Origin of the sequence: Deinococcus actinosclerus (assembly GCF_001507665.1) — a bacterium.
Classification (GTDB): domain Bacteria; phylum Deinococcota; class Deinococci; order Deinococcales; family Deinococcaceae; genus Deinococcus; species Deinococcus actinosclerus.
This window is the reverse complement of record NZ_CP013910.1, coordinates 2268744-2286669: the sequence shown is the minus strand read 5'-3', so window position 1 is coordinate 2286669 and position 17926 is coordinate 2268744. Positions and strand designations below refer to the sequence as shown.

Annotated in this window: 20 protein-coding genes and 1 pseudogene; 18 read left to right on the top strand and 3 right to left on the bottom strand. The window is 72.5% G+C overall.

The features are described from left to right. Positions 1 to 141 precede the first annotated feature (141 nt). The 3 genes and pseudogenes from AUC44_RS11115 (at position 142) to AUC44_RS16225 (ending at position 3216) form a co-directional block, all read left to right on the top strand. A complete protein-coding gene (locus tag AUC44_RS11115; RefSeq protein ID WP_155299390.1) occupies positions 142 to 357 on the top strand; it encodes a hypothetical protein in 216 nt (71 codons plus the stop codon). A gap of 248 nt (positions 358 to 605) precedes the next feature. After that, positions 606 to 1849 (top strand): annotated as a pseudogene (locus tag AUC44_RS11110) (thiolase family protein). Continuing rightward, complete coding sequence (locus tag AUC44_RS16225) at positions 1846 to 3216, top strand: 3-oxoacid CoA-transferase (protein ID WP_417926346.1); 1371 nt, start codon at positions 1846 to 1848, stop codon at positions 3214 to 3216. Before AUC44_RS11110 ends, AUC44_RS16225 begins: the two are co-directional and overlap by 4 nt. 56 nt (positions 3217 to 3272) lie before the next feature. Here AUC44_RS16225 and AUC44_RS11100 read toward each other — a convergent pair whose 3' ends face one another. Then, positions 3273 to 3926, bottom strand: a complete 654-nt coding sequence (locus AUC44_RS11100; RefSeq protein ID WP_062158683.1) for a TetR/AcrR family transcriptional regulator — start codon at positions 3924 to 3926, stop codon at positions 3273 to 3275. A 202-nt stretch (positions 3927 to 4128) separates the two neighbouring features. Here AUC44_RS11100 and hpf point away from each other — a divergent pair, with 202 nt between their 5' ends. The 4 genes from hpf (at position 4129) to tsaD (ending at position 7381) form a co-directional block, all read left to right on the top strand. Continuing rightward, positions 4129 to 4692: a ribosome hibernation-promoting factor, HPF/YfiA family gene (hpf, locus tag AUC44_RS11095; RefSeq protein WP_062159806.1), complete on the top strand. Its 564-nt coding sequence runs from the start codon at positions 4129 to 4131 to the stop codon at positions 4690 to 4692. A gap of 141 nt (positions 4693 to 4833) precedes the next feature. Continuing rightward, complete coding sequence (locus AUC44_RS11090; protein WP_062158682.1) at positions 4834 to 5913, top strand: butyrate kinase; 1080 nt, start codon at positions 4834 to 4836, stop codon at positions 5911 to 5913. A 55-nt stretch (positions 5914 to 5968) separates the two neighbouring features. Then, complete coding sequence (locus AUC44_RS11085) at positions 5969 to 6289, top strand: hypothetical protein (RefSeq protein WP_110832430.1); 321 nt, start codon at positions 5969 to 5971, stop codon at positions 6287 to 6289. 81 nt (positions 6290 to 6370) lie between these two features. Continuing rightward, on the top strand, positions 6371 to 7381 hold the full coding sequence (tsaD, locus tag AUC44_RS11080; RefSeq protein WP_062158680.1) for a tRNA (adenosine(37)-N6)-threonylcarbamoyltransferase complex transferase subunit TsaD: 1011 nt from the start codon (positions 6371 to 6373) through the stop codon (positions 7379 to 7381). Between the two features lie 83 nt (positions 7382 to 7464). Here the strand turns inward: tsaD and AUC44_RS11075 are convergent, their stop codons facing one another. Beyond that, entirely contained in the window at positions 7465 to 9174 is a 1710-nt protein-coding gene (locus AUC44_RS11075; protein WP_062158679.1) for a long-chain-fatty-acid--CoA ligase, read from the bottom strand. 343 nt (positions 9175 to 9517) lie between these two features. Here AUC44_RS11075 and AUC44_RS11070 point away from each other — a divergent pair, with 343 nt between their 5' ends. From AUC44_RS11070 to AUC44_RS11050, 5 genes are read left to right on the top strand one after another with little or no spacing between them, the layout of a single operon-like run. Next, a complete protein-coding gene (locus tag AUC44_RS11070; protein ID WP_062158678.1) occupies positions 9518 to 10096 on the top strand; it encodes a nucleoside deaminase in 579 nt (192 codons plus the stop codon). A gap of 4 nt (positions 10097 to 10100) precedes the next feature. Further along, entirely contained in the window at positions 10101 to 10991 is an 891-nt protein-coding gene (locus tag AUC44_RS11065; RefSeq protein ID WP_062158677.1) for a ribokinase, read from the top strand. 58 nt (positions 10992 to 11049) lie between these two features. Then, positions 11050 to 11577, top strand: a complete 528-nt coding sequence (locus AUC44_RS11060) for a DUF1999 domain-containing protein (RefSeq protein WP_062158676.1) — start codon at positions 11050 to 11052, stop codon at positions 11575 to 11577. Then, complete coding sequence (locus tag AUC44_RS11055; protein ID WP_062158675.1) at positions 11577 to 11801, top strand: heavy-metal-associated domain-containing protein; 225 nt, start codon at positions 11577 to 11579, stop codon at positions 11799 to 11801. Before AUC44_RS11060 ends, AUC44_RS11055 begins: the two co-directional genes overlap by 1 nt. A gap of 2 nt (positions 11802 to 11803) precedes the next feature. Next, on the top strand, positions 11804 to 12118 hold the full coding sequence (locus AUC44_RS11050; protein ID WP_062158674.1) for a DUF503 domain-containing protein: 315 nt from the start codon (positions 11804 to 11806) through the stop codon (positions 12116 to 12118). Between the two features lie 82 nt (positions 12119 to 12200). Here the strand turns inward: AUC44_RS11050 and lepB are convergent, their stop codons facing one another. Further along, positions 12201 to 12998, bottom strand: a complete 798-nt coding sequence (lepB, locus tag AUC44_RS11045; RefSeq protein ID WP_062158673.1) for a signal peptidase I — start codon at positions 12996 to 12998, stop codon at positions 12201 to 12203. A gap of 159 nt (positions 12999 to 13157) precedes the next feature. On the opposite strand from lepB, the gene AUC44_RS11040 reads away from it, so the two are divergent. The 6 genes from AUC44_RS11040 (at position 13158) to AUC44_RS16220 (ending at position 17914) form a co-directional block, all read left to right on the top strand. After that, positions 13158 to 13910 (top strand): serine/threonine-protein kinase, encoded by a 753-nt coding sequence (locus AUC44_RS11040; protein ID WP_062158672.1) that lies wholly within the window; start codon positions 13158 to 13160, stop codon positions 13908 to 13910. Positions 13911 to 13991: 81 nt separating this feature from the next. Next, positions 13992 to 14714 (top strand): endonuclease III domain-containing protein, encoded by a 723-nt coding sequence (locus tag AUC44_RS11035; protein ID WP_062158671.1) that lies wholly within the window; start codon positions 13992 to 13994, stop codon positions 14712 to 14714. Between the two features lie 30 nt (positions 14715 to 14744). Further along, positions 14745 to 15770: a 3'(2'),5'-bisphosphate nucleotidase CysQ gene (locus AUC44_RS11030; protein ID WP_157445321.1), complete on the top strand. Its 1026-nt coding sequence runs from the start codon at positions 14745 to 14747 to the stop codon at positions 15768 to 15770. A 6-nt stretch (positions 15771 to 15776) separates the two neighbouring features. Next, entirely contained in the window at positions 15777 to 16340 is a 564-nt protein-coding gene (locus tag AUC44_RS11025) for a GNAT family N-acetyltransferase (protein WP_062158669.1), read from the top strand. Positions 16341 to 16344: 4 nt separating this feature from the next. Further along, on the top strand, positions 16345 to 17268 hold the full coding sequence (locus AUC44_RS11020; RefSeq protein ID WP_062158668.1) for an NAD(P)-dependent oxidoreductase: 924 nt from the start codon (positions 16345 to 16347) through the stop codon (positions 17266 to 17268). 175 nt (positions 17269 to 17443) lie between these two features. Next, a complete protein-coding gene (locus tag AUC44_RS16220) occupies positions 17444 to 17914 on the top strand; it encodes a methyltransferase family protein (RefSeq protein WP_197408535.1) in 471 nt (156 codons plus the stop codon). Positions 17915 to 17926: the final 12 nt, after the last annotated feature.

Below are 17926 nucleotides of genomic sequence, written 5' to 3'. Positions count from 1 at the left end.
CTTGAAGTGATTCTCATACAAGGGCCCCGTGGGGGTGGGCGCGAAGATCACCCTCCACGGCGTGGTGGAGGCCACCTGCGCGGCGTGAGCCCGTCAGGTTTCGTCAGAGAATTGTGTGAGTGACATGACTAGGCTGAGCTCATGACCAGGAAGGTGAGGGATATGGACGCTACATGGGGCCGCTGGGGCACCCCCTACCTGGAGGAGCAGAAGGACACGCCCGTACCGGCGGTGGTGAGCAGTCCCACCGATCTGCGCCCCCTCTCGCCTGAGGCGATCCGCCGCGCCATCCACGCCGAGGAGCAGCGGCAGGTGTTCGCCCTGCTGGGCCGCCTGCGCCGCAGCCGCCTGGGCTGAATTCCGAGGCCCTCCTTTACATCCGCTCTCCGTTCGCGGCCCCCGCGCCTCTCAGGTGTCAGGGGCCGCGTTCCGTTTGACAGGCCGGCGGCCCTTCCAATCGGGGGCAGGGCGCGCTTGAATGCAGCCGTCAACTGCACTCACCCCGGGCCTCCCTGAAGTCTGACCGGAGGCCCTCCCGCCTGCATTCCCGGAGGTTTCCGACCGTGACCCCAGCCCTGAGAGTTCAAGACCTGCACGACCGTGACGTGGTGATCGTCGCGGCCGTCCGCACGCCCATCGGCGCGATCCGTGGCGCGCTGTCCACCGTCCGCCCCGACGACCTCGCCGCGCACGCCATCCGTGAGGCGGTCGCGCGCAGCGGTGTGCCCGCCGATCAGATCGAGGAGGTGATCCTGGGCTGCGCGAATCAGGCGGGCGAGGACAACCGCAACGTGGCCCGCATGGCCGCCCTGCTCGCGGGCCTGCCGGACTCCGTGGCGGGCCTGACCGTGAACCGCCTGTGCGCCTCTGGCCTGTCGGCCATCAACACGGCGGCCCGCGCGATCCGCAACGGCGACGGGGACGTGTACGTGGCGGGCGGCGTGGAGAGCATGACCCGCGCGCCTCTCGTGATGCCCAAGGGCGCGCAGGCCTTCGCGAACGGGAACGTCACCGCGTACGACACCACGCTGGGCTGGCGCTTCCCGAACCCCGCCATGGAGGCCCTGTTCCCGCTGGAGGCGATGGGGGAGACCGCCGAGAACATCGTGGGGCGCTCCCGCGAGGGCGCGTATGCCGGCGGCGAGATCACCCGCGAGGATCAGGACGCCTTCGCGCTGGACAGTCAGCGCAAGACCCTGGACGCCCTGAACGTCGGCCGCTTCCGGGACGAGATCGTGCCCGTGCAGGTCAGGGGCCGCAAGGGCGTCACCGTGTTCGACACCGACGAGCACCCCCGCGTGACCCGCACCGAGGGGGGGTTCACCCTCGCCACCGACGAGGCCACCCTGGCGGGCCTGAAACCTGCCTTCCGGGGGGCGGCAGCGTGACCGCCGGGAACGCCAGCGGCCTGAACGACGGCGCGGCCGCGCTGGTCCTGATGAGCGCCGCGAAGGCCCGCGAACTGGGCGTCACGCCACTGGCCCGCTGGGTGGGCGCGGCGGCGGCCGGCGTGGAGGCCCGCGTGATGGGCCTGGGCCCCATCCCCGCCACCCGCAAGGTGCTGGACCGCACCGGCCTGAGCGTGCAGGACCTGGACCTGATCGAGCTGAACGAGGCCTTCGCCGCGCAGGCCCTGGCCTGCATCCGCGAACTGGAATTGCCCGAGGACCGGGTAAACGTGAACGGCGGCGCCATCGCCCTGGGCCACCCGCTGGGCATGAGCGGCGCCCGCCTGGTCGTGGCGCTGACGCACGAACTGGCCCGCCGTGAGGGCCGCTACGGGCTGGCGACACTGTGCGTGGGGGTCGGGCAGGGCGAGGCCGCGATCATCGAGCGGGTCGGCGCATGACCGCGACGGCACCCCCGACGGGTCTGAAGCACGTGCCGGTCATCACTGCGCTGGAGGCGGCGGCCCTCGTGAAGTCCGGGCAGACGCTGCTGGTGGGCGGCTTCGGCATGACCGGGAACCCGGTGCACCTCGTGCACGCGCTGGCCGAGACGGACGTGCGCGACCTGACGTACGTGGCGAACAACGTGGGCGAGGCGGGCCTGAGTGGTGGGCGGCTTCTCCGGAACGGGCAGCTGAGAAAGGCCATCGGGTCGTTCTTCACGAGCAACCGTGAGGCGGTGGCGGCCGCGCAGGAGGGCCGCCTGGAGGTGCAGCTCATCCCGCAGGGGAGTCTGGCCGAGGCGCTGCGGGCCGGGGGCGCCGGCATCGGCGGGTTCTATACGCCCACCGCCGCCGGGACCGTCATCGCCGGGGACGCGGACGTGCGCGTCCTGAATGGCCGGGAGATGGTCTTCGTGCCCGCCCTGCGCGGCGACGTCGCGTTCGTGCGCGCGTGGCGGGCCGATGAGGCGGGGAACCTCCAGTACCGCCTGACCGAGCAGAACTTCAACCGCGCCATGGCGACCGCCGCCGACCTCGTGGTTGCCGAGGTCGAGGAGATCGTCCCGGTGGGGACCATCCCGCCCGAGGGGGTGCACACGCCGGGCCTGTACGTGGATTACCTCGTACAGGCGACCCTGACCGCCGAGGCACTCGGCAGCAGCGCCGACGTGAAGGGCAGCGCCAAGAAGGTGGACGAGGCCCGCATGCACATGGCCCGCCGCGCGCTGCAAGAGCTGCGGCGAGGGGACGTGGTGAACCTCGGCATCGGGATTCCCACGCTGGTCGCCGATCTGATCACCCCGGAGCACGGCGTGAACCTGCACACCGAGAACGGCATGCTGGGCGTCGGCCCCGCCCCCGAGCAGGGCGGCGCGCTGGACTACCCGGTGAACGCCGGGAAGATTCCGGTCACGGCCCTGCCCGGCGCGAGCTACTTCGACAGCGCCGACAGTTTCGGCATGATCCGCGGCGGGCACGTGGACGTGGCGGTCATGGGCGGGTTGCAGGTGGATTCGCAGGCGAACCTCGCGAACTGGGCGGTGCCCGGCAAGCCGCTGCTGGGTGTGGGCGGCGCCATGGACCTCGCCAGCGGCGCGCGGCGACTGATCGTCCTGATGACCCACACCGACCCGGACGGCACGCCCAAGGTCGTCCCCGAGTGCACGCTGCCGCTGACCTCGCGCGGCGCGGTGAGCATGATCATCACCGACCGGGCCGTCTTCGAGTTCCGGGACGGGACGCTCACCCTGACCGAACTGATGCCCGGCGCCACCCTGGACGAGGTGCGCGCCAGCACGGGCGCGGCCTTCACGGAAGCGCTGTAACCCGAACGGCAACGGGCCGCCCTGGTGATCCGGGCGGCCCGTCGTCCGTGCCGGGGTCAGTCTTTCAGTTCGCCCCTGGCCGTGCTCTCCGGGGCCAGCGCGCCGTACATCAGCAGGCTGAAGCGGTCCTGCCAGTCGCGCAGCACCTCGCGCTGGTCGCGGTGCCCGCCGTGCAGCAGCGCCAGGATGAACGCGTCCACGAGCAGCACGCTCAGCATCTGCACGTTCGCCTCGGGGCGCAGGCGACCCTGGGCCTGCATGGCCAGCAGCACCGGCTGCACCAGCGCCGCCAGCGTCAGCGCGGTGCGCAGGCCGTCGCCCGGGGCGCGGTCGGGGGCGCCCACCCGCTCGGCCTCGGGCGGGGCACCCAGCACCGCCTGCCCCACCGCGCCCACCAGATGCCGGTAGCGCACGCCCAGGTCGGCCATGCGGGCCGTGACCTTGTCCCACACCTGCTGCGGGTTCGCGCCGGCGCGCAGGCGTTCCAGCGCGTCGTCACGGCTGGCCTGCACGGCCTTCTCGAAGTGCGCCAGGAGCATGTGCACCTTGCTGGGGAAATAGCGGTACAGGTTCGTGCGGCTGACAAACGCGGCCTGCGCAATGTCCTGCGCGCTGATCGCGTCCAGGCCGCTGCGGGCGAACAGCTCGAAGGCGGCGCGGGCGATGCGTTCGCGCCGCGCGTCGTCCTGTTCCTGCCGGTCTACCTTCACGCTCCCATGCTAGCGCGCGCGGCTCACGCCGGTCAGCCCCCGCCACCTTCATGCAAATGGGGGGAGCGCTCTACCCCGGAGCATACCGCGAAACAAGAGGGGGACGCTGTGAACTGCTCGCATGACAGTCTCATGACCTTGCGACTACAGTGAATCACCGGAGCCCGACCCACTCCTCCGGGAAAAGGAAGAGGTGAAAGCCGTGCACATCTACAAGCTGTCTGGCCGTAACGTTGAAATCACCGATGCCATGCGCGATTACGTCGAGGAGAAACTCACGCGCCTGGATCGTTTCAATGACCAGATCACCGATGCACGCGTGACCCTGACCGTCCGTGACGTGCGCGACGCCGGGCGCCGCAACCGCGTCGAGGTGCAGCTCAATGTCCCCAGCGGCATCATCCGCGCCGAGGAACACCACTCGGACATGTACGCCGCGATCGACAAGGCCAGCGACGTCCTGGAACGCCAGCTGCGCAAATTCAAGACCCGCTACCTCAAGCACCGCCACGATGCCACACCCCAGCCCGAGCCCGGCCCCGCCGAGGCCGACGTGAACGCCGGGATGGACGACGTGACCGAGTTCGCGCCCGAGATCGTGCGGCAGAAACGCTTCGACCTGCGCCCCATGAGCCCCGAAGACGCCGTGGCGCAGATGGAGGCGCTGGGGCACGACTTCTACGTGTTCATGAACATGCGCACGAACGCCTGCGGGGTCGTGTACCGCCGCAAGGACGGCCACTACGGCCTGATCGAACCCAGCTGACCTGCAGGCAGCTGGCCTGACGCAGGGACAGGCGGGAGCCTCCGGGAACGGGGCGCTCCCGCCCGTCCCTTCTGCCTGTGCCGGTGAGGCGGGCAGCCTGTCCCGGTCTGATCACCGCCTGATCTGGTACGCTGCGGCGTTGTGATCGCCCACGTGATCAATCCCGGAACCAGCGGCGTGAAACTCGCCTGCGCCCAGATCGAGCCCAGCGAGAACCCCGCCCTGCCGGGACAGCTGCGCCTGAGCCTGACGCGCGCCGAACTGTCGCTGGACGCCCCCCCCACCGCCGGGGACCTGCCCGACCTCACCCGGCAGGTGCTGGCCCTGACCGCAGACTGGCCCGCGCCGGACGCCGTGGTGGGGCGCGGCGGATTCATCGGGCGGGTCACGACCGGCACGTACCGCGTCACTGAGGAACTCGCCGCCTTCGCGCTGGCCTGCGACGCCGGGCAGGACCCCCCGAACCTGGGCGGCCCGCTGGCCCTGGCCGTGGCGAAGGCGCGCGGCGTGCCCGCCTTCATCGTGGACCCGCAGAGCGCGGACGAACTGCTGCCCGAGGCGCGCCCCACCGGCCTGCGGGGCGTGAACCGCCGCGCGGAATTCCACGCGCTGAACGCCCGAGCGGTCGCCCGCCGCGCCGCGTACGAGGTCGGCAAACGCTTCCAGGACGCCCGCGTGGTCGTCGCGCACCTGGGCGCCACGACCAGCGTGACCGCCTTCGAGGCCGGACGCGCCATCGACACCACGGGCAGCGGCGCCAACGGCGGCCCGATGGGCGCGCGCCAGAGCGGCCCGGTCCCCGCGCGGGACCTGCTGCGCCTGCACGCGCAGCTGGGCGAGCAGACCCTGCATCACCTCGCTGCCGAGAGCGGCTTCCTGGCCCTGACCGGTAGCGCGAACCTGCGTGAACTGGAGGGCCGCAGCCTGGGCGACCCGGACGTCAGCATCGTCGCCGCCGCGTTCGTGCATCAGGCCGCCAAGGCCATCGGCGAGCAGACCGGCGCGCTCAGCGCCCGCCCGGACGCCATCGTCCTGACCGGCGGCATCGCCCGCTGGGACGAACTCGTGGACCGGATCGAGCGGCGCGTCGCGTGGATCGCCCCGGTGTTCGTGATTCCCGGCGAGCTGGAACTTGAGGCCCTGGCCGAGGGGGCCGGGCGCGTCCTGCTGGGCCAGGAGGCGCTGCGCGAGTGGACGCCGCCCGCCGGGCCGGGGTGCTGACGTGGCCCGCCGCCGAGCCCCCCAGCGCGCCCCGGAGCCCATCCGCGCGACCAGCATGTGGCGCGTGGATCAGGTGTTCCTGGCCCGGCGCGGCCCGCGCATCGAGGTGACCTGCTCGCTGGTGAACGACCAGGGCGGGCTGCGCAACCTGTCCGTCACCGCGCCCACCGAGGACCCGGTGCAGGCCGTGCGGCACGCCGCGCGTTTCATCGCCGGGAAGGGCAACGTGAGCGGCGCGCGGCAGGCGCGGCTGCGCTGGACCCGCGAGCAGGCCACCACCGAGCAGGACGCCCTGATCCGCGACCGCCTGCTCGAAGACGAGTTCCTCGACGAGTTCGAGGAGACCCTCGCGGCCGTGCGCGACCAGCAGCGCTGACCGGCCCTGCCCGTTCACCCGCCCACCATTCTGCCTCCAGCGTCCATTTGCCCCGCCTGCCCCCTGCTACACTCCCCGGCGATGACTGATCGCCCCCGTCCGCTGCGCATCCTGGGAATCGACACGTCCTGCGACGACACGGGCGTCGGGATCGTGGAGCTCACGCCGGACGGCCGCGTGACGGTCCTGGCGAACCGGGTGTGGTCGCAGGCGGTGCACGCGCAGTACGGGGGCGTCATGCCGGAACTCGCCAGCCGCGAGCACGTCGAGCGCATCGACCAGATCATGGAAGGCGCCCTGCACGAGGCGGGCCTGAGCGTCACCGACATCGGCGCGGTCGCGGCGACCTCCGGGCCTGGACTGGTGGGCGCGCTGCTGGTGGGCCTGATGTACGGCAAGGGCCTCGCGCAGGCGCTGAACGTGCCCTTCCACGCGGCGCACCACCTGGAGGGCCACATCTTCGCGGCGGCCAGCGAGGCCGAGCTGCGCGCCCCGTTCCTGGCGCTGGTCGTCAGCGGCGGACACACCCACCTGTTCGACGTACCGCGCGATGGCGAGTACGTGCTGGTCGGCGCGACCCGCGACGACGCGGCGGGTGAGGCCTTCGACAAGGTCGCCCGCCTCGCCGGGCTGGGCTACCCCGGCGGCCCGGCCATCAGCGAGGCCGCCACGCGCGGCGACCCGAACGCCGTGCCGTTCAAGGAACCCCTGAAGGGCCAGAGCGGCTTCGACTTCAGCTTCAGCGGCCTGAAGACGGCGGCGCTCCTCGCCCACCGCGCGGGCGCCACCCCGGAGAACCTCGCGGCGAGCTTCCAGCGGGCCGCCGTGCAGACTCTCGTGAACACCACCGTCCGCGCCGCGCAGTCCACCGGGCGCCGCACGGTCGTCGTGTCCGGCGGGGTGGCCGCCAACCGCGCCCTGCGCGACGCGTTCGCCGCCACCGGCCTGCACGTCGTGTTCCCCGGCAGGGGCCTGAACACCGACAACGGCGCCATGATCGCCCTGGCGGGCGCCGCCGCCATCCAGGCCGGACGCCCGGCCAGTGCCCTGGACGGCGGCGCGACCGCGTACGCGCCCCTGGCGAACGCCTGAAGAGGGCTGCGCGGCACCAGGGGGAAGGGGCGGCCTGAACGGGGCCGCCCCTCTGTCTGAACTACTCCTCGTGGATGCCCTGCTCAGGCGCTGCGGGCGGCCCGCGCGTCGCGGGCTTCCTGGGCCAGCTGACGGCGCAGGATCTTCATGGCGGCCGTCTTGGGCAGTTCCGCGCGGAATTCCACACTGCGGGGCACCTTGTACGGGCTCAGGAGTTCACGGCAGTGCGCGATGATCTCGGCGTCCGTGGCGGTCGCGCCGGGCTTCAGCGCGACGACCGCGTGCACACTCTCGCCGCGGTAGGTGTCGGGCACGCCGACAGCGGCGGCTTCCAGCACGGCCGGGTGGCTCATCAGGGCCTCCTCGACCTCGCGCGGGTAGATGTTGTAGCCGCCCGCGATGATCAGGTCCTTCTTGCGGTCCACGATCCGGAAGTAGCCGCGCTCGTCCATGGTGGCCATGTCCCCGGTCATGAGCCAGGTGCGGCCGTGGGCGTCCACCAGGGTCTTGGCGGTCTCCTCGGGTTTCTGCCAGTAGCCTTTCATGATCTGCGGCCCGGCCACCCACAGCTCGCCTACCTCACCCGGCGCGACGATCTGACCGTCGTCTCCGGCCACGACGGCGTCCACGCCGGGCATGGGCAGGCCGATGCTGCCGTCCTGCTGCTCGCCGTAGATGGGGTTGACGTGCGTGATGGGGCTGGCCTCGGTCAGGCCGTAGCCCTCGACGAGGTTGGCGCCGTTCGTGATCTCACGGAACTTCCGGGCGGTCTCGAGCAGCAGGGGCGCGCTGCCGCTGATGCAGGCGCGGATGCTGGTCAGGTCGAATTTGGGCGTGTCGGGGTGATTGTTGATCGCGTTGTACAGCGTGGGCACGGCCGGGAAGAGGGTCGCACGGCTCTGCTGCACGGCCCGCAGGATCATGTTCAGGTCGCGCGGGTTGGGAATCAGGACGATGGTCGCGCCGTTCAGCAGGCTGAGGTTCATGGCGACCGTCATGCCGTACACGTGGAAGAACGGAATGGCGGCCAGCGTGACCTCCTGGCCCTCGCGCAGGTCGGTCATCCAGGAGCTGGCCTGCTCGCAGTTGGCAACGAGGTTGCCGTGCGTGAGCATGGCGCCCTTGGGCACCCCGGTGGTGCCGCCGGTGTACTGCAGCAGCGCCACGTCGTCGGGGCTGGCCGTCACGGGCTGCGGGGTGGGCGTCTGGGAGTCGATGACCTTGCGCATGGACAGTACCCGCTCGCCGTAGGGCACGGGCACCCAGGTGCCTTCACGTCTGGCTTTCACGGGGTACAGCAGGTTCTTCGGGAAGCTCAGGGCATCCTGCACGCCGGTCACGAGGACACGTTTCACGTTCACGCGGCCCTGGATCTCGGCGTAGCGGGGGTAGAAGGTGTCGAGGATGACCAGCGTCTCGCTGCCGCTGTCCTGGAGCTGGTGCTCCAGTTCGCTGGGGGTGTACATGGGGCTGGTGTTCACGGCCACCGCGCCCGCCAGCAGGGTGCCGTAGAAGGCCACCACGAACTGCGGGGTGTTGGGCAGCATGATGGACACGCGGTCGCCGGGCTGCACGCCCATCTTCTGCAGGCCGGAGGCGAAGCGCTGCACCTGCTGCCACAGGTCGCGGTAGCTGGTGTGGGCCCCGACGAAGCTCAGGGCGGTGCGGTCCGGGTACTTGCGGGCGGTGCGTTCCAGCAGGGCAGGCAGGGTCAGGCCGCTGGGGCGGAAGGAGCGGGGCACGCCGGCTTCGTAGTGGGCGAGCCAGGGCTGGGGGAGGGGAGGTTGCGTCATGTCACTCCTCGGGGTGGGGATAGGGGGGGCCCTGGGGGCGGCTCCCGGCGTCCGCGCCGCCGGTGGGCGGGGCAGGTGATCTCGGCCGATCGGTGGCCTGTTGGGCCAGGTCTGAAATTAAACTCAGTATAAACATTGTGGCGCGCGCTTCAAGGGTGTGTGCGGGGACCCCCCGGTGGGCCGACCGCCGGCGACCGGGACCGGAAGGCCGTCCAGCACGCCCCCGGGCAGGCAGACAGGTGAGACTGTGCCCGCCCGGGGAACAACACCGCGCGGCGGGGCATGAAGGCCCCCTCACTCACCCCGCACCCAGACCCGGCGCCCCGCCCCCACCCTGAACCCCATGAGTGACGACCGGCCCGCCCCACGCCTCCCCGACCTCGACCACGCCCCCTACCTGCGCGAGGCCCTCGAACTCGCCCGGGAGGGCCAGGCCGCCGGCAGCTCCCCCGTCGGGGCCGTCCTCGTGAACCACGCGGGCCAGATCATCGCGCGGGGCCGCAACCGCGTCGGGGAACCCCAGACCCCGCAGCACGTCGGGGACGCCAGCGTCGCCCACGCCGAGATGGACCTGTTCTTCCAGGCGGGCAAGCTGGACGACCCGCACACCCTGACCCTGTACACCAGCCTCGAACCCTGCCTGATGTGCGGCGGCGCCAGCGCCCTGCTGGGCGTCGGGCGGATCGTGTGGGCCACCGACGACCCCTGGGGCGGCTCGGGCCGCCTGATCAGGTGGACCGACCACCCCGCCATGCAGGACACCCAGGTGGTCCCCACCCCCCACCCCGACCTGGAACACCAGGGCGCGGCGCTGTTCGCTCCCGAGGCCAGGCGCGCCTTCCCGGACGAGGGCTGGGCGCTGTGGCAGCGGCGCTACCCGCAGGAGACGGCCGCCGTGGAGGACGCGCAGGCCTCACAATAGACCGATGACCGTCCTCGTCGTCGGCAGCGTCAACGCGGACCTCACCGTCCGGACCGCCCGCATTCCCGCCCCCGGAGAGACCGTCCTGGGCGGCGACGCCGTCACCTCGCCCGGCGGCAAGGGCGCCAACCAGGCGGTCGCCGCCGCGCTGGCCGGCGCGCCCGTGGCGCTGATCGGCGCGGTCGGGCAGGACACCTTCCGGGACGTGGCCCTGCGCGGCCTTCAGGGCGCGGGCGTGAACCTAGGCGGCCTGCTCACCCTGGACGCCCCCACCGGTCTGGCGCTCATCACGGTCTCCGCGCAGGGGGAGAACGCCATCACGGTCGCCAGTGGCGCGAACGCCCACCTGACCCCCGCGCACCTGCCAGAAGACCTGGGCGGCGTGAGCCACCTGCTGCTGCAACAGGAACTCCCACCCGAGGTGACCCTGCACGCCGCCCGGCAGGCCCGCGCCGCCGGCGTCCCGGTGCTGCTGAACGCCGCCCCCACCCGCGACCTGCCGGCCGACCTGCTGGGGCAGGTCACGCACCTGATCGTGAACGAGCACGAACTGACCGCCCTGCGGCCGGACGGCGGCACCCTGGAGCGGCAGGCGGCCTCCATCCTGGCGCGCGGCCCGCAGGCGGTGACCGTCACGCTGGGCGCGCAGGGCAGCCTGACCGTCACCGCCCAAGGCACCCACCGCCTCGCGGCGCACCCGGTGCAGGCCACCGACACCACCGGCGCGGGCGACACCTTCTGCGGCGTGCTCGCCGCCCGGCTGGCCGCCGGGGACCCGCTGCCGGCCGCGCTGCGGGCCGCCGGGGTCGCGGGCGCCCTGGCCTGCACCCGCCCCGGCGCGCAGGACGCCATGCCGCGCTGGGCAGAGGTGCAGGCCGTCCTGGCCCCCGCCTGAGGCGGCCCCGACCCGATTGACCCTGGCCCCCGCGCGGGGGCTGGGCTACGCTCAGCGCATGCGCTACCGCACCTTCACCGATCACGACTACGCCGCCCTGCAGGCCCTCGACCTAGACGTGCAGCGCGCGCTGGCCCCCGCCTTCGACACCCTGGCCGAGCGGGAACGGGCCGGGCGGCTGCACACCAGCCTGCCCGCCCTGAAGTTCTACGAACGCAGCGAGCACTCCTTCGTGGCCGAGGACAGCGGCGTCCTGCACGGCTTCGTGTTCGCCCAGTCGGTGTGGCAGGGGGACCGCCCCATCGTGCTCGTGCGCACCCTGAGCGTCCACCCGGACGCGCCGGCCGGGACTGCCGAGGGGCTGCTGCACGCCACCGTGAAGAGCGCCTACGACACCGCCGTGTACGAGATCCACTACCCGGTCCCGCCCACCCTGCGCGCCGCCGCGACCGCCGAGGGCGCCGTCCTGACCGGCGCGTACGCCGTGACGCACCTGGGCACCCGCGCGCAGACGGCGCCCGGCGAGCGGCTGGACGGGCAGCCGTCGGACGATGAGCGGCGCACCCCGCCCGCCCAGGGCGCATAATGTCGGGCATGACCAACACCGCCACCCGCGTGCTGCTGGGCGTGCGCGGCATGAACCGCGACGCCGGAACCACCGTCGCCGAGGCCCTGAGGGCCATTCCCGGCGTCGTGAAGGCCACCCCTGACGACGGCCAGCTTGAAGTCCACTACGACCCCTCGCAGCTGACCGTCATGGATCTCGTGCGCGCCATCCGCCGACAGGGTTTCCTGGCCGGCATGATCTGACCGTGGCCCTCGGGTACGTGGGCGTCCTGACCATCCGCGTCGAGATGCCCTGGGTCGCCAGCCTGAAGGAGAAACGCGCCCTGGTGCGCCCGGTCGTCGAGCGCCTCAAGGCCCGCTTTCCCCTGACCGTCGCGCGGCTCGACGGTCTCGACGCCCACGACTGGGAGGTCATCGGCGTGGCGACCCTCAGCAACGACTACGGCTGGGTCGAGGAAACCCTGCGCATGGCCGCCGACTACGTCGCCAAGGAGGGCCCCTACCGCGTGACGAGCGAGGAGATCGAGATCACGCCGCTGGGGCACGACGAGGACGAGTAGAGGCCCGGGCCTGCGCAGACGCCCCCTCACAGTGAAGCGCGCCGGACCGGGTCAGTCCCGATCCGGCGCGCTGCTGCGGGCGTTACTTCAGCTGCCCGAAGCCCGCCGGGCGGGTCAGGACCCGCCAGTTCAGCTCGTTGGGCCCGCTGAATTCCGGCTGGCCGTAGCCGTTGCAGTCGTACTTCGCGTTGGTCTTGCGCATGATCGGCCACACGACCGCCGCCGCGCGCCCCGCCACGTCCCGGCGCGCGATGGCGCCCATGATGCGCGAGTCCTCACTGCCGGTCGCGGTGCGGTTGTCCCCCATCACGAAGTACTGCCCCTCGGGCACCGTGAACTCCTGACGGTCCGGCACGACGTTCACGGTCTGCCCCGCGATGCTGGCGGACGTGACGTTGTTCGCCACCTCGCTCTGGGTGTCCCAGCAGCCCTGCGCCTGCCAGAACGCGGTCGTCCAGCTGGAATCGAGCTGCTGACCGTTCACGGTCACCTCGCCCGCCCGGATGCTGACCCGGTCGCCGGGCAGACCGATCAGACGCTTGATCAGGAACGGCCGGTACGACCACAGCCCGAACGCGCTCTTGTTCAGGTTCTCGATCTTCGCGCTGGCCTCGCGGGGCGGCTTGAAGATCAGGATGTCGCCGCGCTTGAATTCCCCCACGCCCGCCTTGTGCAGCCACGTCTCGTACTTCGGCACGAACACGCGCTCCCCGTTGCGGAGGTTCGGCATCATGCTCACGCCGTCCACGCCCACCAGGGTCGCCACGAACTGCGTGATCACCACCGCGAACACGATGGGCTCCAGGATTTCCTTCCACAGTTTCTGCAGCGCGGTCTGCGGGGGCTTGGACGGGGCGGGGGCGGACTCAGGGGTGGTCATGCACCGCGCAGAATACCGGATGGCGGCGCCCGTCCGGGCGGGGGCTGGCCCCGCATGGTGCACGACCCCGCTCCGGCAGAGCGCCGGGGCGCGGGCATCCGGCCTTCGGGGGCGCGCGGCCCTATCCGCCCTGCGGACCGGTAGGGTACGGTGTGGGGGATGCCTCTTGCGGGACAGGTGGTGGGCAACGGTGTCCGACTGGTGCGTCCGGTCGGACGCGGCTCTCACAGCCTCGTGTATTTCGCCGTGGCGCGCGACGGTCAGCCCTGCGCCGTCAAGATCTTCCCCGCGCACCTGAGCGGGTACGCCGACCGTGAATTCGACCACGCGCACGACCTGCACCACCCCCGGCTGGTGCGCGTGATGGACCGCGCCGTCGTGGATGAGCAGCCGGCCCTGATCAGCACCCTGGCGCGCGGCGAGGTGCTGTTCCGCCGCTACGCCCAGCGGCCCGCCGTGTACGCCGAGCGCCGCGCCTTCCTGCTCACCCTGGTGCACCTCCTGGACGCCCTGGGCTACCTGCACGAGCGGGGGCTGGTGCACCGCGATATCAAGCCCGAGAACATCCTGGTGGAGGAGGACGGCAGCGCCAAACTGGTGGATTTCGACCTGTCCGGCCCCGCCTTCGAGACCTTCGACGCGCCGCTGCGCATGGGCACCGCCGCCTTCCAGAGTCCGGAAGCCGCGCGCGGTGAACCGCTCGGCCCCGAGAGCGACCTGTACGGCGTGGGCATTCTGCTGGGGTGGGGCATTCACGGCGCGCTGCCGGACCCGGACGAGCCCTACCCGCATACCCTGGACCCGCTGGCGCCGCTGCACCTGAGCATGACCCGCGCCGAGCGCGCCGAGCGCCCCAACGACGCCGCGCGCGTCCGCGCCGAACTGCTGCGGCTGGCCGGCCTGCCGTACTGACCCGCGCGGCGCGCAGACGCCAGGGCCAGGATCGCGCGCCCCGGCACGGTTGCTGCCCGCCCCGCCCGCTAGCCTGCCGGGATGCCCCGCCCCGCCCCCACGTTCACGGCGCCCGCCACCCTGCCGGAGGTGACGCGCCGCCTGACCGGGCAGTACCTGCCGGACGGAGAGTTGCCCTTCCCGCGCACCCGCCCGCCCGAACTCCTGGACAGCCTGATCCGCACCATCCTGGGCCAGCAGAATACCCGCGCCGCCGCCGACCGGCAGTACCGCGCGCTGCGCGCAGCCTACCCGGCGTGGGAGGCCGCGCTTCTCGACGGCCCCGACGGCATCGAGGACACCCTGCGCGGCGCGGGGGGCGGCCTGCACCGCAGCAAGGCCGCCAGCGTGCACGGCATCCTGAGCGCCCTGGCCGGGCCGGACGAGGACGGCCCCCTGACCCTGGCGCACCTGTCCGGCCTGACCGACGAGGACGCCCGCGCGGCCCTGGAGGCCCTGCCCGGCGTGGGCCGCCACACCGCCGCACTCATGCTCCTGTTCGACCTGCACCGGCCCGCCATGCCGGTCGAGGGCAACCTGGACCGGCTGGCGCGGCGGCTGGAGTGGGTGCCGGACGCCTGGACGGGCGCGCGGGTGGAACGCTGGTACGACGCGGTCGTGCCCCGCACCACCCCGGACCGCCTGCGCCTGCACGTCGCGGGGGTCCGGCACGGGCGCGAGGTGTGCCTCAGCCGCCACCCGCGCTGCGACGCCTGCGTGCTGGCCGACCTGTGCCCCTCGGCCGCGCTGCTCGGACCGGGCTGAGGTGCGGAGGCGCGGGCTATGCTCGGGGGCATGACCGCTCCCACCTTCTCGCATGAACTCTCGGTCGCGTCGGCGCTGGCGCGCGAGGCCGGGGCGCTGCTGCTCTCGCACCTGCGCGCCGGGTTCACCGTGGAACACAAGACGAGTGCCGACGACCCCGTGACCGTCGCCGACCGCGAGGCGTCCACCCTGATCACGACCCGGTTGGCCCAGGTTTTCCCCCTGGACGGCCTGCTGTCCGAGGAGGAGGAGGACAGCCAGGACCGCCTGAGTGCCGCGCGGGTGTGGATCGTGGATCCCATCGACGGCACGAAGGAGTACTCGACGGGCCTGCCGGACTACTGCGTGAGCATCGGTCTCGCGGTGGACGGCGAGCCGGTGCTGGGCGTCGTGTACGCCCCGGAGACGGACGAACTGTTCAGCGGCGTGGTGGGGCAGGGCGTCACCCTGAACGGCCAGCCTGCCCCCGTGCCGCATGTCGGGCCGGACTGGCGCATTGCCGTGTCCGACACCGAGCACGGACGGGAACTGCGCGGCACCGCACTCCCCGGCATGAAACCCAGCGGGAGCATCGCCCTGAAGCTCGCGCGGATCGCGGCCGGTCAGGTCGACGCGACCTTCACCATGTCGCCCCGCAGCGAGTGGGACATCGCCGCCGGGCACGCCCTGCTGCGCGCCGCCGGGGGTGAGCTGCGCCGCCGCGACGGCCGCCCTGTCCAGTACAACCGGCCGCGCCCGCACATCGAACAGGGACTGATCGGCGGCGTGCCCGCCGCGCTGGACTGGCTGGAGGGGCAGCTGCGCGGGCACCGGCTGCCCGTCGCGCACCTTGGCCTGACCCCGGCCGACCCTGCCTGGACGCTGCTGCCCGAATCCGACCGCGCCGCGCTTGGCGGGCATCCCGGCGTGAACGTCCGCCACGCGGACGGCGAGGTGCTGGCCCTGCTCGTCGTGAACCCCGGCACGCGGCAGGTCGAGCGGGCCGAGGGGGACGCCTTCCACCTCGAGCGCCTCACCCGGGACGTGACCCGCGCGCTGGGCACCCTGGCGGGCTGAGGCGGCATGACCGATCCCCTCACGCCCCGGGTGACCCTCAAGCCCATGCTGGACTTCACGCCGCACGAGTGGCGCGTCCTGCACGGCTTCTTCCGCGACCGGGAACTGGCCGACTGGAACGACGCCAAACCCATCCGCCTGCCCGGCTTCCTGTTCCGCCGCATCATGCAGGACGAGGAACGCACCGGCGAACGCCACGGATTCGGCGTGCTGGACGAGCGCGGCACCCTGATCGGCAGCGCCGAACTGTACGACCTGCGGCCCTCCCCGCCCCTCACCCCCACGACCGCCACGCTGGGCGTCATGATCGGCGTGCCCAGCCTGTGGGGGCAGGGCTACGGGCGCGAGGCCGTGCAGGCCCTTTTGCAGTGGGCGTTCACGCGCCGCGACCCCACCCTGAACCGCATCCGCCTGACCACCTTCGGGCACAACCGCCGCGCCCAGCGGGCCTTCCTGGCCTGCGGCTTCCGCGAGGTGCACCGCACCGAACGCGAGGGCCGCACCGACGTGCACATGGAACTCACCCGCCCCGACTGGCTGGCCGCGCACGCGCCCGGCGGGTCAGAATAGACCCATGCGCGTCCTGCTGCCCGACCTGCCCGAGTTCCGCGCCCTCAGCCAGCACGACGAGCGCGGCGTGCCCGGCGTGACCTTCGACCACTACCGGCGCGGCCACGTACCCGACGGCGAGGCCGACGGCGTCGTCCTGTGGCTGACCGACGCCGCCACCCGCACCGCGCTGCTCGCCACGCCCGGCGTGAAGTGGGTGCTCACCCTGACCGCCGGGATCGAACACGTGCAGGCGCACCTCCCACCCGGCGCCGCGCTGTTCAACGCCAGCCGCCTGCACGACCGCGCCGTCGCCGTGCACGCCCTGAGCGGCATGCTCGCCGCCGCGCGCGGCCTGCACCGCTTCCGGGACGCGCAGCGCCGACACCACTGGGACGCCCCCGCCCGGCCCGGCGACTCCGCCCTGACCACCCTGGACGGCGCACACGTCGTCCTGTGGGGCCACGGGCACATCGGCCGGCACCTCAAAGAACTCCTGGCCCCCCACGGCGCGCACGTGCACGGCATCCGCAGCACCACCCCCGAAGGCGAACGCGACGAGCTGCTCGCGCAGGCGGACTGGGTCGTCCTGCTGCTGCCCAGCACCCCGGACACGCGCGGCATCGTGAACGCCGCCACCCTGCGCGGCCTGAAACGCGGCGCGTGGCTCGTGAACGTCGGCCGGGGGAACCTCGTCGTCACCGACGACCTCCTGACCGCGCTGGAGGGCGGGCAACTGGGCGGCGCGGTCCTCGACGTCACCGACCCCGAACCCCTCCCCGAGGGGCACCCGCTCTGGGAGCAGCCGAACGTGATCCTCACGCCGCACATCGCCAGCACCACCACCGACCTCGTCGCGCGCGGCGCGCACCTCACCCGCGACTTCCTGATCGACCTGCAACAGGGCCGCGAACCCGACGGGCGCGTCACCGCCGGCCGCACGTACTGAGGAAGGACTCCGTGAACAGGAGCGCAGAACCTGTTCACCCGAGCGGATGCGACTCGCAGAGCTGCGCCAGCAGAGAAGGAGCGAGGCGGGTTCCGGGCGTGGAGCTGGCAACCCGGTGATGTTCCGGGTTGTCGGCGAAACAGACGGAATCATTAGGAGGCGTGAGCCGCCGGCTATGGGTACTGAGGCAAGGGACGCAAACCGCGACCGGGGTCTGGTCGCCGCGCAGTTCGCGCTGCTGGCCGTCATCCTGGCCGGTGGCCAGCGGGGGAGAGGTCGGCCGCGACTCGTTCAGGTGATGGGCTCGGTGCTGAGTGCAGGTGGGCTGGGCCTGCTCGTCTGGAGCGGGCGCACCCTGGGGCGGAACCTCACGCCTCTGCCCACCCCGGTCGCGGGCGGCAGCCTCGTGCAGCGCGGCCCGTACCGGCACGTGCGGCACCCGATCTACACGGCGCTGCTCCTGCTGGCGGGCGGCTGGACGGTCGCGCGGGGTGGGCGGACGCGCGCTGCGGGGACCCTCCTGCTCGCGGGACTGCTGCGGCACAAGGCCAGGATCGAGGACGCCGCGCTGGCCGCACGTCACCCCGACCACGCGGCGTACCGGGCGCGCACCGGGGCGTTCCTGCCGCGCCACGGGCGGCGCTGAACGAAGCCTCAA